Annotated in this window: 15 protein-coding genes; 9 read left to right on the top strand and 6 right to left on the bottom strand. The window is 51.9% G+C overall.

Translation table 11 applies throughout. The features are described 5' to 3' along the window. The first annotated feature begins 72 nt into the window (after positions 1-72). The 3 genes from M4I36_RS14340 (at position 73) to M4I36_RS14350 (ending at position 2,780) form a co-directional block, all read left to right on the top strand. A complete protein-coding gene (locus tag M4I36_RS14340; RefSeq protein WP_258112434.1) occupies positions 73-696 on the top strand; it encodes a class I SAM-dependent methyltransferase in 624 nt (207 codons plus the stop codon). Positions 697-899: 203 nt separating this feature from the next. Continuing rightward, the gene (locus M4I36_RS14345; protein WP_258112435.1) at positions 900-1,799 is read left to right on the top strand and encodes an acetamidase/formamidase family protein; all 900 of its coding nucleotides are present in this window, start codon (positions 900-902) and stop codon (positions 1,797-1,799) included. Between the two features lie 339 nt (positions 1,800-2,138). Next, positions 2,139-2,780, top strand: coding sequence for a hypothetical protein (locus M4I36_RS14350; protein WP_258112436.1), 642 nt, complete (start codon positions 2,139-2,141; stop codon positions 2,778-2,780). 166 nt (positions 2,781-2,946) lie between these two features. On the opposite strand, the gene M4I36_RS14355 is transcribed toward M4I36_RS14350, so the two are convergent. After that, a complete protein-coding gene (locus M4I36_RS14355; RefSeq protein ID WP_258112437.1) occupies positions 2,947-3,696 on the bottom strand; it encodes an SDR family NAD(P)-dependent oxidoreductase in 750 nt (249 codons plus the stop codon). Positions 3,697-3,756: 60 nt separating this feature from the next. Continuing rightward, a complete protein-coding gene (locus M4I36_RS14360) occupies positions 3,757-5,067 on the bottom strand; it encodes an MFS transporter (protein WP_258112438.1) in 1,311 nt (436 codons plus the stop codon). Between the two features lie 205 nt (positions 5,068-5,272). Between M4I36_RS14360 and M4I36_RS14365 the strand changes: the two genes are divergently transcribed. The 4 genes from M4I36_RS14365 (at position 5,273) to M4I36_RS14380 (ending at position 9,135) form a co-directional block, all read left to right on the top strand. Next, positions 5,273-6,232, top strand: coding sequence for an ATP-binding cassette domain-containing protein (locus M4I36_RS14365; RefSeq protein ID WP_258112439.1), 960 nt, complete (start codon positions 5,273-5,275; stop codon positions 6,230-6,232). Positions 6,233-6,320: 88 nt separating this feature from the next. Next, positions 6,321-7,133, top strand: a complete 813-nt coding sequence (locus M4I36_RS14370) for an ABC transporter permease (protein ID WP_258112440.1) — start codon at positions 6,321-6,323, stop codon at positions 7,131-7,133. Positions 7,134-7,335: 202 nt separating this feature from the next. Continuing rightward, positions 7,336-7,581 carry a hypothetical protein gene (locus M4I36_RS14375; protein ID WP_258112441.1) on the top strand — a complete coding sequence of 82 codons (246 nt, stop codon included), beginning with the start codon at positions 7,336-7,338 and terminating at the stop codon, positions 7,579-7,581. Between the two features lie 126 nt (positions 7,582-7,707). After that, positions 7,708-9,135 (top strand): APC family permease, encoded by a 1,428-nt coding sequence (locus tag M4I36_RS14380; protein WP_258112442.1) that lies wholly within the window; start codon positions 7,708-7,710, stop codon positions 9,133-9,135. Between the two features lie 127 nt (positions 9,136-9,262). On the opposite strand, the gene M4I36_RS14385 is transcribed toward M4I36_RS14380, so the two are convergent. After that, on the bottom strand, positions 9,263-10,069 hold the full coding sequence (locus M4I36_RS14385; RefSeq protein ID WP_258112443.1) for an IclR family transcriptional regulator: 807 nt from the start codon (positions 10,067-10,069) through the stop codon (positions 9,263-9,265). A gap of 219 nt (positions 10,070-10,288) precedes the next feature. Between M4I36_RS14385 and aceB the strand changes: the two genes are divergently transcribed. Then, on the top strand, positions 10,289-11,899 hold the full coding sequence (gene aceB / locus M4I36_RS14390; RefSeq protein WP_258112445.1) for a malate synthase A: 1,611 nt from the start codon (positions 10,289-10,291) through the stop codon (positions 11,897-11,899). Between the two features lie 104 nt (positions 11,900-12,003). Then, complete coding sequence (locus tag M4I36_RS14395) at positions 12,004-13,227, top strand: APC family permease (RefSeq protein WP_258112446.1); 1,224 nt, start codon at positions 12,004-12,006, stop codon at positions 13,225-13,227. 35 nt (positions 13,228-13,262) lie between these two features. On the opposite strand, the gene M4I36_RS14400 is transcribed toward M4I36_RS14395, so the two are convergent. From M4I36_RS14400 to M4I36_RS14410, 3 genes are read right to left on the bottom strand one after another with little or no spacing between them, the layout of a single operon-like run. Beyond that, complete coding sequence (locus tag M4I36_RS14400; protein WP_258112447.1) at positions 13,263-13,442, bottom strand: hypothetical protein; 180 nt, start codon at positions 13,440-13,442, stop codon at positions 13,263-13,265. Between the two features lie 2 nt (positions 13,443-13,444). Next, a complete protein-coding gene (locus M4I36_RS14405; RefSeq protein ID WP_258112448.1) occupies positions 13,445-16,303 on the bottom strand; it encodes a DEAD/DEAH box helicase in 2,859 nt (952 codons plus the stop codon). After that, positions 16,300-17,949, bottom strand: a complete 1,650-nt coding sequence (locus M4I36_RS14410; protein WP_258112449.1) for an SWIM zinc finger family protein — start codon at positions 17,947-17,949, stop codon at positions 16,300-16,302. The genes M4I36_RS14405 and M4I36_RS14410 overlap by 4 nt, the downstream gene beginning before the upstream one ends. Between the last annotated feature and the right edge of the window lie 9 nt (positions 17,950-17,958).

The following is a 17,958-nucleotide window of genomic DNA, read 5'->3' on the forward strand; positions in this document are numbered from 1 at the left end:
CACCGCCTTGTGTTCCTCAAGTAGTGAATTCTTCGTCTCATCGTTATGATAATGAGCAAGAGAGGAATGGCGATGATGACCGGAAACGGACCAAACCAAGAACCTTATTACGAAAAGCTCCTTCATATCAGAACAGGCGGTAGCCAAGAATCGCACATGGGCTTTCATTACTATCGTTACGAACCCACTCCGTACTTTGCACTAGAGCAGTTGTTTGGACAATACGACGTGTCAGGCGCCCATCAATTTGTGGATTTCGGATGTGGAAAAGGTCGATTCCCCTTTTTTGTACACCATTTTTTAGAAATGCGGACAATCGGTATAGAAATGAATGACTCTCTCTACCAGCGCGCGCAAGAGAATTTAAAAAATTACACGGTAAAGAACCACTTGACCCCTGGACACATTCAGTTTTACCACTGCTTAGCCGAAGACTATCGCGTTCGGTCGACCGATGACCGATTCTATTTCTTCAATCCATTTTCCGTCCAAATTTTCATGAGGGTCGTAGGCAATATCCTCAAGTCTTTTGAAGACAGTCAGCGCGAGATGCATCTTATCCTCTATTATCCATCGGACGACTACACGTTTTTTCTAGATCATCGCACTGCTTTTCAACTTCAGACAGAGATTCTGTTGCAGGACGAATTTTTTCGAAATCCAAACGAGCGGTTCTTGATTTACGGAATTCGTTAAGCGTCGCACAGGACCGATATAGTTTCCGACAATCTCCGTCCTGTGCGAGGCAAAACCTTCCTCACATGTGGTAAGATAAAGTCGCGCGATGATCACCAAGTTTCCCATTTTTCTGCATCCAATTCAATTCTTGAGACGTGAGTAGATGAACACATTTGGAATTTCTCACAGCTTGACAGTGGATTTTACAGGGGGTAAGGCAGATGTATAAATTAAAGAAACATCATACGATTTACAAAATGTCCGCAAATAATTCACCTGCACTGCAAGTCCCCAGCGGAAGCGCCATCGTCTTCGACACTTGCGATTGCTTCGAAGACCAAATCTCTTTAGAGGATAGTGATTTTTCGGGAATCGATTGGAATCACATCAATCCAGCGACCGGACCGCTCTATGTCGAGGGGGCTCAACCGGGAGACCTGCTGCTCGTCCATATTGACAGCATCGAAGTCGCTACGACTGGCGTGATGACCACGGGTCCCCGACTTGGCGTATTTGGAGATGAACTGGAACACAATTATTTAAAGCACATCTCCGTCGAAAACGACCACCTTCACTTCTCCAAACATATCACCCTGCCCATCCGACCCATGGTGGGTGTCATCGGCACGGCTCCGGCTGACGGTGAGTCCGTGCCCTGCGGAACTCCTGGACAACATGGCGGAAACATGGACTGTCGCCGAATTACCACCGGGTCCACTTTGGTCCTTCCCGTCTCCGTGTCGGGCGCATTGCTAGCTATTGGCGACTTGCACGCTACCATGGGGGACGGTGAAGTCGCCGTGTGTGGAGTAGAAATTGCCGGGTCCGTGACAGTTCGGGTCGAAGTCCTGAAAGGCAAGTCCTGGCCAGTTCCAATGCTGTTTGACTCAGAGCGCATTGTCACCATAGCTTCTGCACAAACCCTCGATGAAGCGTCCACAATCGCAGCGGCAAATATGGTGGAATGGCTCACAAGCGAGTGTCAAATGGCCAAGGAGGAAGCAATTTTCTTACTCTCAGCCGTGGCCGATGTACGCATTTGCCAAATGGTCGATCCGCTGCGAACGGCGCGGGTCGAACTTCCACGTTCTTCTCTCGCTTCTTATTCGCTACCACTCTAATCATGACAAATCCGCCTTCGATGAAGGCGATGAGGGCTGTCTAACCAGCCGAGGTGCCAAGGTGGCCGATACGAGGTTCTGTCTCGTAGGTCACCTTATTTTTCTTCCTAAAATCAGCCTTAATGACATTTCCGTTGTATCCCGCAGAAGCGTCTCGCACAGAAAGAGTTCCAAGTACACCCAATCAAATCCACGAAACTCGATTATCTCTCCTAGACGAACAAATTGCAATTGATTTCAATTCACAAGAGATGCACGTAAAATTTACCGATACTTTACAGAGTATAAACACTTTCATGCTATCAATGAAGAGTCACATCAGACGGATGGAAGAGCGGAATGAAGTGGAGCGCGCTTGCGATGGACGTCATCAGTCACGGAAGCTATTCGCTGTCTCCAGTTCTCGTCTATAATCCGAACTCGTACGAGCCGATTGGTAAAGTGACCGCTGCAAAAGTGGTTTCTCTCTCGACCCTCGTCAATAACGTCAGAGCCTACTTGCACCATGATGTTCAAATCCAAGACGGAGTCGTAAGCGCCGTGTATTCGGGCGGATCGAACCTCTATCTTGAAGCTGGCGACAAGGGCATGCGTGTCTACCTACCAGCGGACATCAAAATTCCGGTTCAAGCTGGAGATGAACTGGATGTGTCTGGGACGGTCAGCATGTACGACGGCACGCCCGAAATCGACCCCACGCTGAAACCAACGATCGTCGGTCACATTGCCGCTCCCGCTCCCATAGCCATCTCAGTCAGCCAAGTTTCCGATGCTTATCTCGAAGGGTATGTGAGCTTACATGGTACCGTCTCTCATGTTACGGACGAGACGTTCCAACTGTCCGACAGCACTGGAACCATCTCTATTTATGAACCGAGTGGTACGCTGCCGACAGCTGGTCAGACGGTCACCGTTGCCGGAGTGGTCACCTTGTACAAAGGTCACTATCAAATAGAGACGTCTAACGTGACGCAGGGGTAAATTTCGTTCCATGATATCTCGGCGGACAGCGCCGAGGCCGCATTGGCTAGCCATACGCGAGAGTAGCCCGCAGACGAAAAACTCTTCTGCGGGCTACTCTTCATCGGGTAAGATTTTTCCTGAATGCTTCAGTGTCGGCCAGTTTGGCAAATTGACCAATTCCCGTTTAATCCATCGCCATGCCGCCGTTGACAGGCACGTACGATCCGGTCACGAAACAGCAGTCCTCGCCTGTATACATAGCGATGGCGTGGGCAACGTCTTCCGGAGTCGCCACGTGCCCGAGCGGCGTCATTCGGGCCACACGCTGCAAATTCTCCTCCGGTTGAAAACGGGTGGCATCGGTCTGCACTAACCCAGGAGAAATAATGTTAGCAACAATCCCTTGCGGGCCGTATTCTGCGGCCACATACTTGGCAAATTGGACAAGAGCCGCTTTTGCAGTTCCATGTGCCGCCATGTGCGGTCCCGGGCGTCTAGCAAGACCGCTCGCCACATAGACAATACGGCCGTATTGGGCTGCCGCCATGTGCGGGGTCACCTGTTGGGTCAAGAGAAATGCAGATTTCACTTCGTCGTTCAACTTTTGCGCAAACTCCTCCCAGGTGAAATCAGCAATCGACTTCATCTGAAATGCCATACTGGCGTTGCTGACGAGAATGTCCAATTTACCCCAACGGCCCAGCACTGCATCCACCATTTTGTGAACTTGGTGGGCATCGCGGACATCTGCCTGAATGGACATGGCTTCTCCACCCGCAGCCTGGATATCCAATAAGACCTCCCTCGCAGCCTCCTCATTCGAAGCATAATTGACGGCCACTGCGATGTTGCGTTTGGCAAGCAGTCTTGCTGTAGCGGCGCCAATCCCTCGACTGCCTCCGGTGACGAGCGCCACGCGTCCGTCAAAACTCATGTGGTGAACCTCCTCCGCGAACCCAATTTAAAGCTAGGCTTTCAAGACAGTAAACTGCGGTTAACTCGAACTTTCCGCGGAACTCGCTTCCAATTCGAGTATCGCAGTAGAGGCGATGTTCTTCCTGGAGCGGACCCCGAACAAAGTGACCCCGCCCACCAGAAAGAACACGAATGTACTCCCATACAAACCGCGATAAGCGTTCATGAGGGAGAGGTGATGAAAGACCGATGACAACATAATACCTGCATACAGCGTTCCAAACATAATTCCGATGTTATAAGACATTTGCCACAATCCGAAACTTTTCGCCGCCGCCTCTTTATTGGGCTGAACATCCAGCAACAAAGCTCGTTCTGTCCCTTGATACATGCCATAGCCAATGCCATAAAAAAAACTCATCACATAAATGACATAGAGGCCGAGCGAAGCGACCAAAGCGAAAGCCAATGCGCTGGCAGCCATGACCATACTGCCAGCAAACGTCACCCATTTACGGTTGTGTACTCGGTCTGAAACTGCCCCTGCAATGACGTTTGCAACGACTGCGCCGATGGTGGTTGCAACGAGATCGACATCAATGGCAGACCCCGGATTGCTCAAATGTTCAACGAATTCGAGATAGTAGTACAAGTAGGTATAGACGACAGCAAATCCGGTCATGGCGGCGACGCGAGATGCGAAGACCCACCACCAATTGGGGTTTTCACGTGGTGAAATCAAGAGTCCGGAGAAGAAATTTCTCAAGGCATGGGGGGCGCGCTGTGCATGGCTCTCGCGAGTAAGCGCCTTCTCTTGGCGAACTGTGACAAGTGTGGTCAACAAACCCAATAACTGAAGAAGAATAAGTGCGATGTATACCTGTGGCAAAGTGAGGAGCGATGCGAGAATGACACCAGCCAAATTCGCAAATTGTGACATCATACCGAGCAACCCCGTGACAAACCCACTTCTTTCTGGTGCCACATAGTCGGACAACAGGCCTTCATACGGTATGGACGCCATGGCGTGCACGACCTGTAAAATAAGAAAGAAAATCGTCAACCAAATAATTTCTCTGAAAAACAACGTCCCAAACAAGAACAAAAACGACACAAAAATGCCGACCACCATGAATGGGCGGCGGCGCCCAAAGCGACTTTTGGACCGGTCTGACCAATGCCCCATGATGGGGTAAGCTAGAGCCCCGACCAGTGCCGCAGCAGCTGAAATATAGGCTAACCAACTACCCGATTGCGACGGGCCAACAATCATGAGAACAATCTTTGCCAACAAAACGACGCTAAGTGCAGTATTCTCTACATTTTTGGAGAACCAATAGAAAGTGAATAACAAGTCATGCCACAAAGTCGGCTTTCCAACTTGGTCCAACAAGAAATCCCCCTTTTCAGATATCTTGGCACGATACTACCACAAAGCGGTCGCTAAATCTCCAGTATTTCGGAGTCTGCGAGCCAATAATTTGGAGTCTAAAGAATACACTGAATTTTATTTTTTTATTATATTATACCATTAGGTTAATTATATGTTGTAGAATGGCGATAGGATTCAGATTGCATCTAAAGGAGGGGCAACGATGACCACGGAACCTACGAGCAATCAAGCCATTCGGGTAGCAAACCTTCGCAAGCGCTACGGCGACGTGGAAGCACTCCGCGGGATTGACCTCAGCGTGGAATGGGGAGAACTGTACGGTTTTCTTGGGCCAAACGGGGCTGGGAAAAGCACCGCCATTCAAATTCTCACCACATTAATTTTGCCTACTGAAGGGTCAGCTCAAGTCGGCGGTGCAGATGTCGTTCGTCATCCCGAGATGGTCCGCTTCCGCATTGGTGTAGCACTCCAGGACACGGGCGTAGACCCGCTCCTGACGGGTCGCGAGTTACTGACCATTCAAGGGCGACTCTTTGGGTTGCGGAAGCAGGAGTCCCGCAATCGCGCTACGGAGTTGCTCAACCAGTTTAACCTTCAAGAAGCAGCAGACCGGCGCGTCAAGACCTACAGTGGTGGCATGCGCCGCAGACTGGACTTGGCTCTAGCACTGGTACATCGACCGTCCATCTTGTTTCTCGATGAACCAACCACTGGACTTGACCCAGTCAATCGCATCGCGCTCTGGGACCTGTTGCGACAAGTCAACGAAGAGACTGGAACCACCATCTTTATGACGACGCAATATTTAGAGGAAGCTGATGCGCTCTGTCAACGAATCGCCATTATGGACCGGGGGAAAATTGTTGCGGAAGACACTCCTACAGGACTCAAACGTCGACTCCAACGTGATGTCATTGAACTCGACCCAGAGCACCCCGAAGAAGCCGCTCATATTGCCGAAACTTTGCGCACTGCGGGCTTTGACGCAGTGGCGGACAAAGACCTCATCCGCGTCTTCAGTGCGAACGGAGCGCACTCCATCGGAGGAGTATTACAGCATCTGGAATCGAAAAGTGTGGGTATCGCCGGACTTCGCGTGACGCAACCCTCGCTTGACGATGTCTTTTTGCAACTGACGACGGCCTCTGTCAATGAAGGCTGACCATCCTCGGGATGTGCGTGTAAATTTTAAAGCCACAGCCTAGAAGCGTCGTTAACACCCAGGAGTCCTTGACAAGGGAGGAACTTTCATGACGGTAGTTATGAATGCCATCGGTCCGACTTATCGTCGTTCGTTTTGGCGCGACTTATTCGTTTTGACTGGACGTTCCATCAAAGTTACGTGGAGATTGCCTTTTGCAGTCATCCCTAATTTAGCCATCAGCCTCTTCTTCCTCCTCGTCTACCAAGGAGGGTTGAGTGGAATTTCGGCCTTGCCCGCTTTTGGCGGAGCTCATTATCTAAACTTCATCGTTCCCGTTGCCGTGGTCTCGGGAGCAGTAGGTGGTGCGGGTGGGTCCGGGCAGGCATTGATTCGCGATTTAGAAAGTCGATATTTCACCAAATTGCGCCTGACGCCTGCCTCGCCTACCGCCTTTGTGCTCGCACCGATGATAGCTGGCATGCTGCAGTTAATCGTTCAGACTATCTTGATTCTCGTCGTCGCGGCCGCTATGGGACTGAGTGTCCCAACAGGTTTCGTAGGCTTACTCGTCGTCGTTCTACTGGCAGCTGGCTGGGGGCTTGCATTTGCCGGATATGCGGTGGCCATCGCCCTCCGCTCGGGCAATAGCCAAACGGCCCAGGCGGCAACTTTCGTCTTCTTTCCACTGCTGTTTCTGAGCGACACCTTTGTGCCACTCTCGCTCATTGGCGCAGCGTGGCTCAAAGTAGCTGCCCGCATAAACCCGACGACGTATGTCTTTGGCGCGATGCGTGAAGTACTCATGTATGGTTGGAAGTCTCGACCCATTCTCGAGGGCATATTGGCTATCGTCATTCTTTCGGCGATCACGCTAGGATGGGCGGTATTCACAGCACGCAGAACGCTTCGCCGGAAATGACACCGAGGGCGAGATGAGTACACCTCACTGTGGTCGACGCGAACTTTGCTGTGCGAGCTGCCAAACGGACGTCTGTCTCGTTTTCTCCCTCCACCATCGAGCACAAAATAAGCCATTATCCTCTACAGCCATTGTGCTTTGAACATACCCTGTACCAACGGGCAACAAGAGAGCGTGAAAGCCGATAAGGGTGGTGAGGGAGATGCAGACCCCATTGCGTCAAGCCAACTGGCTTGACGCTGAAGCGGCAGCGAGTCGAGGCCTATTCACATTTTTGCTCTTATTCACACTGACTGGAATGGATATTATGAGCCGCCCGGCCGACCAGCAGGCAGAGGCTACCAAAGACTGGGTCTTATGGGGCGTAGTATTCATCCTGCTGGCATTTTTCATCATTGCTCCAGAACAAGAACGTGCTACAGCACAAACAACAAAGAAAATAAGATAGAATACGATTTACAAGAGCCCATCTTCATGTTATCCTTGACTCAAATAGGAATCATTCTTGTTTGCGGTAGAGCTAAGTGATTTGTCAGCACTCCGCTGCACGAGGGTCAAGGAGGCGTGAAAGTTCATGAGTCAAAGCAATAACTTACGGTCTGACTCTGTGAGTTTTTGGGGGTTGGTCAGTCAGAGCATCAGCGGCATGGCCCCCACGTGTGACGTGGTCGCCTTTATGACTGCGGGAGCCGCTTTTGCGCTGGCTGCCCTTCCTCTGTCGTATTTGCTGGCTTTTTTGGTCATGTTCATCGAAGTCAACACCATTTATCATCTTTCCAAGCACCGCACCTCGGCAGGCGGTTACTACAGTTACGTCGCCGCAGGCATTGGTCCCAAGTCGGCCGTTTTTACTGCGTTTATGGTGATTTTCTATCAAATCGTCAGTGTTGCAGGCATTCCTGTCTACATTGGTGGCGTCTTTTTACCCGGTCTTCTGGCCAGTCTTCACATCACATTGCCTTCGTGGTTCTGGATTGCAACCGTCGTCTTCTTTATCGGAGTACCACTCGCACTTGGTTTAGCCGGCATTCGACCGACGATTCGCTTCATCGCGTTTTCTAGTCTCATTGAAATTGCCTTTCTAATCGTCACGTCAATCATGATTATTGCAAAAGTTCATCCGCACGCTCCTCTAGTCCCGTTCAAACTTCACACCGGCGGAGTAAAAGGCGTAGCTCTGGGAATGATCTTCGGTATCACTAGTTTTATCGGCGTGGGCAGTCATACCCCGCTGGGTGAGGAGGCAAAGAGTCGCCGCAATGACCGTGGTCGAATTGTCGGTCGCGCAGCACTCATCTCATTAGCTCTGGTCGGCGCCGCATTAACACTCTCGGCATACGCCCTGACCGTAGGCTGGGGTCTTCACAACATGTCTACTTTTGCCAGCAACGGGGCGCCAGGCGTCGTCGTCTTTGAAAGGTACCTTGGCCCAGTCGGAGCCATCGCATTAGTCATTCTCGCCTTGAACAGCGCATTGGCCGACGGCATTGCACTCATTACCAGTTCTGCTCGAATACTCTACTCTATCGGACGGGACGAATTAATGCACGCGTCTTTCGCACAAGTCAATGGCCGGTCTGCTCCGCGCATTGGTGTCTTGCTGCTCTCCCTGTTGGCTTTCGCCATCGCCATTATTGCTGGCGTGCTACTCGGTCCGAGCAACGCTTTCAATATGTTGACAACGGCCGTTTTGTTCGGTCTGGTGGCCGCTCACACCTTGTTGAACGTGTCGGTGATTCGCTTGTATCACAAAATGCGAACCATGCACCCCATCCGACATTTTGTCTTACCCATTCTGTCGACATTGGTTCTGTTCGCAGTGCTCTACTACTCTATCTGGCCCCCAGTTTTCCCACTTTGGATTTCGCCGATTGTCTTTCTAGTCGTCGCCGCCGCCGTCCTCTGGTACATTATGCGCCTGCGCCGCCGGAAACCAGACCAACTTCGGCTCGCCGATGGATTGCCAGACAATATGGTCAACGTGATTGACGAATTTGCCTGAGGCAGACCTCGAACACGACATCATCCTCATGGCCAGCGCCTAGGACAAAGGCGCTGGCTTTCTCGTACTCCCTGAGTACCTGCCTCTCACTCTCCTGAGCGCAAACCCACCTATTCAACGGGCAGTCTCATCTCTCGCTCTGCAGATTGCTCCTTCCTCCATCCTGCTCGGTTACTTTGTACCCGAGCCGCTCCGAAATCTGTCGACCCGTCTCTCGAACCATCGGTGCCAGCGTCTTTAAACGCGCTTCATCCATGCGGCTTTTTGGACCGGAAACGCTGCACGCTGCCATGACTTGGCCGGAATTTGTAAACACGGGAGCGGCAACGCAGCACACGCCTAACTCGTTTTCTTCAATATCCACAGCGAATCCTTGTTTGCGAACATCGACCAAGGCGCGCAAAAACGTCCCTTCGTCTGTCAATGTGAACTCAGTCAGAGGTGACAGCCCGTAGCGCGCAATGATAGTACGGGTTTCACTCGTCGGCAAATGCGCGAGAATGGCTTTGCCAAGACCCGTGGCGTGAACCGGAACACGTTTGCCAACACGGGAGTGCATCCGAATCGTCATTGGGCTATCGACTTTTTCCACGTATACCACTTCCCCTTGGTCGAGCAGGGCGAGATGAACGACCTCCGCCGTTTGTGCGGCCAACTGTTGGAGAAACGGCAGTGCCTCGCGCCGCAAATCAATCGATGTCAACAAGCGCATACCGAGGTCAAGCACGGTGTACCCCAACTTGTAATGCCCGCTGTGCACGTCCTGTTCAATGTACCCACGCCGTGCCAGCGTACTCAGCAACCGATGGACCGTACTTTTATACATATCCAGCTTGCCTGCTAATTCTGTAATCGAAATTCCTTCCGGGTAATCGCTGACGACCTCAAGAATCCAAAGAGCCTTGTCCACCGACTTCACAGTATAGTCTTCCATTGCCACACCTCCCTAACAATCCTCTAATCCAGCGCTCACTTGTTCTTTGTGTTCTATAATACAGAACTGACTTCCATAATGCAAAACAGCGTGTTATGATGTGGGTACTTAGAAGATTGCAAAGGCATCGACCGATGAACGTTGAAAAAAGTTTTTGACATTTGGGAAAAGTTGAAGTGCTGTCGAAGGAACACCACGCCATTGCGAAGGGATGATTGAATGCCAACCACCGTGCCACAGTATCCATGCCCACCGGGAGTATCCGTCGACGCAGCATGGACAGAGTCTTTCGGTGCAATCCTCACCACCGATGCTCTGTCCTTTCTCGCCCATTTACACCGCAGTTATAACGCCACCCGCTTGCGCCTACTCGCGCAGAGAGAAATACGCCAGCACGAGATTGACGATGGAAAACTGCCCGACTTTTTGCCAGAAACCGCATCCATCCGCGCTGCTGATTGGGAGATTGGCCCAATCCCTGCGGACTTGCAAGACAGGCGAGTGGAGATAACCGGACCGAGCAGCGACCGCAAGATGGTCATCAACGCACTCAACTCAGGCGCAAAATGTTTTCTCGTCGACTTTGAGGATGCCAACTCTCCGACGTTTGCAAACAGCATTCAAGGTCAAGTGAATCTGTTTGATGCTATTCGCCGAACCATCGATTTCACCAGTCCAGATGGCAAACAATACAGACTTCGAGACCAGACGGCGGTCCTCATTGCTAGGCCTCGCGGATGGCATCTACTAGAAAAACATATCCTTGTCGATGGCGAACCGATGTCTGGTGCATTCGTTGATTTTGGACTCTATGTGTTCCATAACGCCAGAGAACTGCTCCGCCGCAACTCGGGTCCGTACTTCTACTTGCCGAAACTTGAAAGCCATTTGGAAGCCCGTCTCTGGAATGACGTTTTCTGCGATACTGAAAGATATCTTGGTCTTCAAGATGGCACCATCAAAGCGACGGTACTCATTGAAACCATTTTAGCGGCTTTTGAAATGGACGAAATTTTGTATGAACTGAGAAGCCATGTAACTGGATTAAATTGTGGGCGCTGGGACTATATCTTCAGTTACATCAAGCGTCTTCGGAACCATCCAGACTACCTTCTTCCGAACCGTATGGAAGTGACCATGACCGTCCCATTCATGCGCGCATATTCTCTTCTCACCATTCAGACGTGTCATCGTCGCAAAGCCTTTGCTATGGGCGGAATGGCGGCACAAATCCCTGTGAAAGACAACCCAGTCGCCAACGAAGAAGCACTCTCGAAAGTGCGAGCAGACAAAGAGCGCGAGGTTCAAGACGGACATGACGGCACGTGGGTAGCGCATCCAGCACTTGTCCCTATCGCCATGGCCGTCTTCGATGCCGCCATGCCCACGCCCAATCAGATTTTCAAACAGCGAGATGACGTGCATGTGACCGCAGCCGATTTGCTGAAACCGCCAACTGGTCACATCACAGAAGATGGTCTTCGCACCAACATCCGGGTCGGCCTGGAATACATCGAAGCGTGGTTGCGCGGCTACGGCGCTGTGCCCATCTTCAATTTAATGGAGGACGCGGCTACGGCGGAAATTTCGAGGACACAAATTTGGCAATGGATACACCATCCACGAGGTATTTTAGACGACGGCCGCAAGGTTGATATTCCGTTGTTCCGTGCGATTCTCCGAGAAGAGGTCGAAAAAATACGCCATGAGTCCGGCATGGATGCTTCGCTACCAGGTCATTTTGAACAGGCAATCGCTCTCTTTGATGATTTGTCCACACGTGAAGACTACGTCGAATTCCTGACCTTACCAGGTTACGAGTTGCTCTAGGATACGCTACAATAGACTCCATGACAACAGAGAAGAACGCCATCCCAACACCATTCACTCCAGTCGAGGGGCACCGTGCCCCTCCCGGAGAATTTGCGCGCTCTTTGCGGTGGTACCATGCGGCCGCTATTACGACCGGATCGGTCCTCGGGTCTGGTGTTCTCGTATTGCCAGCACTCACAGCAGAAGTCGCGGGTCCAGCTTCCCTACTGGCTTGGCTCTTGCTAGCGGTTCTCTCTTTTCCGCTCGCGCTCCTCTTTGCAAGACTCGCGGCAAAAATACCTCATGCTGGGGGCGTACTCGCGTACATTGCTGCAGCTCTCGGCTCGCCGCTCAGTAAATCCGCTGGCTGGATGCTACTCCTCATGTATCCGATTGGCGTACCAATTGTGGCCGTCATCGGTGCAGATTACGCGGGCAGTGTCGTTGGGCTAAATCACACCGAGATTACGCTCATCGCGGCCCTCATATTGACGTCTTCCGTGCTACTGCACGTACGAGGCATTGAACTTGCAAGTTGGATTCAAGTCATTATCACGGTTCTGATTGCAGCCATGTTGGTCATAGCCATAGTCGCTGCCTTGCCCCACGTGCATTGGTCGAACTTTCGACCTTTCATGCCACATGGGTTCGCCTCCGTGGGATTGGCCGCCGTGCTGACCTTTTGGTGTTTTGTAGGATGGGAAGCGGCTGGAAGCCTGACCGAGGAGTTTGTGCATCCCGAGCGGGATGTGCCAATGGGCTTAGCCATAGCAGCCATCTTGGTCTCCGTACTGTATTTAGCACTCGCTTTTGTTACGATTGGCACGAAAGTTTACGGAGGGCACCTCAGTCTCGCACCTCTCAGTGCGCTGGTTGGAACTGGCTTTGGAGTGGTGGCAACCAAAATGACCGCCATTTTGGCCCTGCTCATCACGTTTGGCACGGTGCACACGAACACAGCGAGCTTTTCCAGAATGGTCTTTGCCCAAGCGCGAGATGGTCACTTCCCAAAGCGTTTCGCATCGCTGCATCCAAAATACGGAACACCTATCGGCGCCTTGATGTTGTTGCTGGCCCTATGTGCTCTTGCCCTTTTATCCTACGGACTGCTCCACCCAAGTCTCGCAGCATTCGTAAAAATTGTCAGTGTGAGCGACATCTCTATCTATTGCATGTGCCTTACTGCGGCCTTGTTCGTGCTCACTGGCACTGCCGTGAGAAGCCTCGCAGTCCTCTGTCTTTTCGTCTGTGCCATCGTTTACTGTTTTAGTGGCTGGACAGCACTCATTCCCGTAGGCCTGCTCGGGGCTGGCTGGTTGTTCTTCCGAGCGTCAAGAAGCCGCTAAACCGCGAGTCGATAGACCGCCAGACCGAAACCGGGTTAGCGCATCAATCGCTTCGCTGCATGTTCTGAAACCCGAGTCAAGAGTTCTACCCATACCTCCGACATCGTGCCATTGTCCGTCCGTTGAAGTTCGGCGATTCGCCTTTCCGCCAATTCAGTCGGCGTAGGTTCCACCACGCGTGGTTTACGCTTGGCGCTTGCTTTCGTTGTCTGCATCGTCATCCATCCACCCAATCTCTGCGCAAGGCGAAGAGCGATTTCAACTCATCGGTCGACAGTTCTGTCACCCACTGCTCCGTCTCACCGACAACCTGTTCCGCCAATTGCGTCTTATTCTGCAACATCTCGTCAATCCGCTCTTCCACTGTGCCGAGCGACACGAATTTGTGCACTTCGACAGGCTTATCTTGACCAATTCGATACACTCTGTCTGTCGCTTGGCTCTCTACAGCCGGATTCCACCAGCGGTCAAAATGAAACACATGGGTAGCAGCTGTGAGATTCAAGCCGACTCCTCCCGCTTTCAGAGAAAGAACAAAAACACCATGCCTTCCATTTTGAAACGCGTCGACTAATTCATCACGTTTCGATTTCACCACTCCGCCGTGCAAAAAGATGGGGCGTTCCCCCAATTCTTCCTCGCAAGCACGAAGAATCAATTCACCTGCACTGACAAATTGCGTGAACACCAAGCAACTCTCGCCTTCAGAACGAACTTCTTGAATCATTTCCAGCAAACGGTCAAGTTTCGCTGACCGCTGACGCCAGGATGCAGAAGTCGAATTTTTCAACATCAGAGCAGGATGGTCACAGATTTGCTTCAATCTCGTCAAACTCGCTAAGATCAGTCCTCGGCGCTGCATAGGTGTCGTCTGCTCAATGCGTTCGAGCATGTCGGTCAAAACTCCTTCATACAGAGACGCTTGTTCCGCGGTGAGTGGAACGTACTCCCGTGCCTCGGTCTTGGAAGGTAAATTTAATCGCACAGCCGGGTCTGTCTTCAATCGGCGCAGAAGAAACGGTTGAATTAACTTCTGCAACGTGGCGATGCGGTCTGCATCGCGAGACTTTTCGATAGGATAGACAAACTGTTGGCGAAATTGTGATAGTGTACCAAGGTACCCTGGATTGATAAAGTCAAAAATGGACCACAACTCTGTAAGCCGATTCTCCATCGGCGTGCCCGTCAGTGCAATGCGATGCTTGGATGAAAATGTTTTCACAGCTTCCGCCTGCTTTGATGCAGCATTCTTAATGTTTTGTGCCTCATCCAAACAGACCAAGTGATAATCGACGGAGGACAGTATCTCTTGGTCCATCTGCGCAAGCGTATAAGACGTGATGAGAACGTCTACCCCTTTAAGGTCCGAAGCGAATGTTTCGAGCCCAGAGCGCTGTTGTCCGTAGTGCAACCGGACCACCAGACTGGGAGCGAAACGAGCAAACTCATGTTGCCAATTGCTGAGGACCGACGTGGGACAAATGAGTAAACTCGGCCGTGACTCTTTCCTGTTGGCGGCATCACGTTTTGAGGCGAGCAGATAGGCAATGCACTGAATGGTTTTTCCTAACCCCATGTCATCGGCAAGGCAAGCACCCAGGCCCAAGCGGCCCAGTGCATATAGCCAGCCAAAACCCATTTGCTGATACGGGCGGAGTTCCCCTTGAAAATCCTCCGGTACCGACACTTCCGACGCCACCGGTGCCGTTTTCACTTCCCGAACCCACTCCTGCAGATGCTTGTTCAATTCCATTTCAATCGCCAATCTGGGTTCGCCGTCTTCACTTTCGGGAACTTCTTGCCGAGAGTCAACGAGCGCATCCATCAACACGTCAGAGAGGCGCAACCCCCGTTTTCTCGCCTCATCCATCGCTTTCTTGGCGGCACCGACAAATGTCGGATTCATCTCTATCCACTCGCCGCGAACTTTAACAAGCCGGCGTTTCTCATCAACCAATTGACGAAACTCCGCTTCCGTCAACTCGACGTCGCCTAAAGCAACTCGCCAGTCAAAGGCGAGCGTCGCATTCAAGCCAAGCAACGGATTTACGGCGGATCCGACCGTAGACTGAAAGCGAGCTTTCAGTCTCGCCCGATGCTCGCGCACTCGCTCCCACCACGCAGGTACGAACACAGGAATACCTGCATCGCGAAACGATTGGCTGAGGTCCGTCAGGAAAATCCACGCTTCGTCATCGGTCAATGTTGAACGAATGGGGGAAAACCCAGAAGATAGCGCTTCACTCATCCTGGAACCCTCAGTAAGCCATGGAAACATGGCCACCCAACGCCCCATCTCTCGCTCGATGGCCTGGTAATGGGACTGCCATGCGAGCGGCAACTCGCTGCCGCTGGTTTGTCCGCGCCACGAAAACAAGGCGTCTTTGTCCGCTTTGTCTTGTAAAATGACATTCAGTTCCCAGTCGTCCGATGAATGGGCGGGATCGACCAACTGAAGCCCTACCCGGAATGGACGCTTGTCCTCTCGAAATCCAAGGGCAATGTGCCAATCGTCTTCGTCGTGAAACAAATCGACCTTTGACCACGCAGGAATGGAGTTTTCCACACGCTCCCAGGCAGGTGCCACAGTGGGATGCAGAAGACACTCCTCGACAGCCGCCGTCAACCAGCGAAGCATCGCTTCTTTGTCTTCTTCCGGCATATCCGCAAAAAGATGCGCGTCCAAAGGACGCCAGCGCGGTGAGTGACCAGGTGCAGGCAATGTGGGTACGATACGCCCTGCCACCAGAGCATCGGCGAGAGCAGATGCAAGCTGTCGAAACCGTTCCAAATCAGCAGACCATTCGATTTTCAAATGACGTAGAGATACCGGATTCGACCACATTCGCATCGTATCCAATGCCGACATCTGCAACTCGCGTGCATCGCTTTGTCCTTGCGGCGTGCGCAACTGTGTTCCATAGAAAGACAGCGGGTCCCAACCGCAGAGCGCCCGCGCCAGTTGCCAGGCAGGAACAGATTCGGTCAAAACCGGCGAGAAGACCGTCTCACCCTTGAACAGAAACTGTCCGCGTTCATCGAGATAGCCATTCACTTGGATGTAGGGAGTGCTCATGACTGTTCGGCCAGCCCTTTCTTCGCCAACTCTTCCTGCAGTGCCCGCAACCGCGAATGTTGTGAGCGAAATTCGGAAAGAAACTGATGCCACTCAGCCATCTTTTTCTGCTTCTTGTAATAGCCACTGAGCTTCTTCATATGCCGAGCCGCCATTCGGTAAGCGTCCCGGTTGCGAAGTGCAACGAGATCGGCAATTTGGTGATGGAAGAGCGGAAAGAGTGCAGAAGGTTGCTCTTTCTCCAGGACTTTTAAAGCATCGCGCGACAAGTATTCAAGCGACGTTCCCTGAAACAGATGATAATCGACCCAATCCGCATACTGTGCGGATTGCATCAAAAAGTCGGAGTAAATGCCTCGAGTCATTGGCAAGTGGTTGCGTAAAATTTGAGCGGCCCGTTGCACCGATATGCGTCCACCATGCAGAAGAAGCATCCATTCTTCGGCAAACATCGACCGTATTTGGAAAAACCCAAGCAAACTTTTTGGTTCTAAATTCGTCAACAGAAGAGCCAGCCAATCTACAGCACGCTCATCCTGCCTGTGTTTGCGCAACAACTTGGCAATTTTATAATAGGACCATACGTGGTGTCTGGAAAGCTTGTTTAACCACTCCATCGCCTCTTCGTCCCTGCCAGACAAAGCTAGCAAAAACGCAAAGCACTGCGTTCGCAGAGCGAGTGGAACATCCAGCACATCCTCATTGGCATTTGGAAAAGTCGCACCAGAGACATCCGACCGCTCCAACACATCTGCTTTCGCCTGCTCGTCCAACACGGACCATTGTGACATCCAGACCGCATGGTGCAACTGCAACAAAACTTCCAGCGCACCGACCGGGAATTGGTTCATCCATAAAATATTTGTCCAAAGGTCGGCAAGCTCTGAGGACAGCAAGTCATGCTTCATCGGCTTACGTTCCAACTCATCCAAAATCTCGAGCATGCTTCGGAGGATAATGCTCATCAGAGCCGACATCCCCGTTTCGTCGTAATGCCAGCCGCCCTCGCTACCAAAGCTGTCCGGTAGAGAAACGACGACATAACTTAGCGCCAGATGTCCCACCAACAGTCGGAACGCCCGTTGTTGGTAGGGAGGCCAGTTTTGCGACCGCTTCCATTCTTGCTGGAGAATGGCGCCCCATTCGCGCGCCCTCATTTTGGCCGTCTTTAGCGTGTTGGCAGCGTCAAACATCGCGGCGACTGTGTCGCGCCATGTTTGCCAGCTGTCCCCAACTTCAAGTGGACGCATCTTTGGGGCCGAGGTATGTGCTGGTGCTGCCGTGTGCTTAGGAAATGGGAGCACCAATCCTGTGGCCACAGCGGCCGAGCCATGCCCGTCCACGTCATGCTCTCCACGACTCAACTGGTCTCGCAAAGCGTAGGCTACTGCCACCACGTGCTTGCAGCAACGCTCTTGATGTGGACACGAACAAAAGAAATTACAACGTCCGTCATAGACATCAATTTGCACAATGTACATACGTTTCCCGCGAACGACGGCTTGAACCATTCCGTCCTCTATGGTAACAGTCTCAACTCGATCTTCCAGGAAGTACCGATATCCTCTCTCTTCAATAAAATCCTGTGTCTCTGAGTCAATCGCGCCCTCAATGCGCGCCAAGAGTTCGTGCGAAACACGTCCCATCGTCTACAA

It is taken from the genome of Alicyclobacillus sp. SP_1, assembly GCF_024706985.1.
GTDB lineage: Bacteria > Bacillota > Bacilli > Alicyclobacillales > Alicyclobacillaceae > Alicyclobacillus_I.

What these genes read in the sequence shown, in the direction of transcription:
- M4I36_RS14365 (WP_258112439.1), top strand. Translation starts at nt 5,273, where the DNA reads ATGACCACGGAACCTACGAGCAATCAAGCCATTCGGGTAGCAAACCTT.
- aceB (WP_258112445.1), top strand. Translation starts at nt 10,289, where the DNA reads ATGCCAACCACCGTGCCACAGTATCCATGCCCACCGGGAGTATCCGTC.
- M4I36_RS14355 (WP_258112437.1), bottom strand. Translation starts at nt 3,696, where the DNA reads ATGAGTTTTGACGGACGCGTGGCGCTCGTCACCGGAGGCAGTCGAGGG.
- M4I36_RS14405 (WP_258112448.1), bottom strand. Translation starts at nt 16,303, where the DNA reads ATGAGCACTCCCTACATCCAAGTGAATGGCTATCTCGATGAACGCGGA.
- M4I36_RS14375 (WP_258112441.1), top strand. Translation starts at nt 7,336, where the DNA reads ATGCAGACCCCATTGCGTCAAGCCAACTGGCTTGACGCTGAAGCGGCA.
- M4I36_RS14385 (WP_258112443.1), bottom strand. Translation starts at nt 10,069, where the DNA reads ATGGAAGACTATACTGTGAAGTCGGTGGACAAGGCTCTTTGGATTCTT.
- M4I36_RS14350 (WP_258112436.1), top strand. Translation starts at nt 2,139, where the DNA reads ATGAAGTGGAGCGCGCTTGCGATGGACGTCATCAGTCACGGAAGCTAT.
- M4I36_RS14370 (WP_258112440.1), top strand. Translation starts at nt 6,321, where the DNA reads ATGACGGTAGTTATGAATGCCATCGGTCCGACTTATCGTCGTTCGTTT.
- M4I36_RS14380 (WP_258112442.1), top strand. Translation starts at nt 7,708, where the DNA reads ATGAGTCAAAGCAATAACTTACGGTCTGACTCTGTGAGTTTTTGGGGG.
- M4I36_RS14400 (WP_258112447.1), bottom strand. Translation starts at nt 13,442, where the DNA reads ATGCAGACAACGAAAGCAAGCGCCAAGCGTAAACCACGCGTGGTGGAA.
- M4I36_RS14410 (WP_258112449.1), bottom strand. Translation starts at nt 17,949, where the DNA reads ATGGGACGTGTTTCGCACGAACTCTTGGCGCGCATTGAGGGCGCGATT.
- M4I36_RS14345 (WP_258112435.1), top strand. Translation starts at nt 900, where the DNA reads ATGTATAAATTAAAGAAACATCATACGATTTACAAAATGTCCGCAAAT.
- M4I36_RS14340 (WP_258112434.1), top strand. Translation starts at nt 73, where the DNA reads ATGATGACCGGAAACGGACCAAACCAAGAACCTTATTACGAAAAGCTC.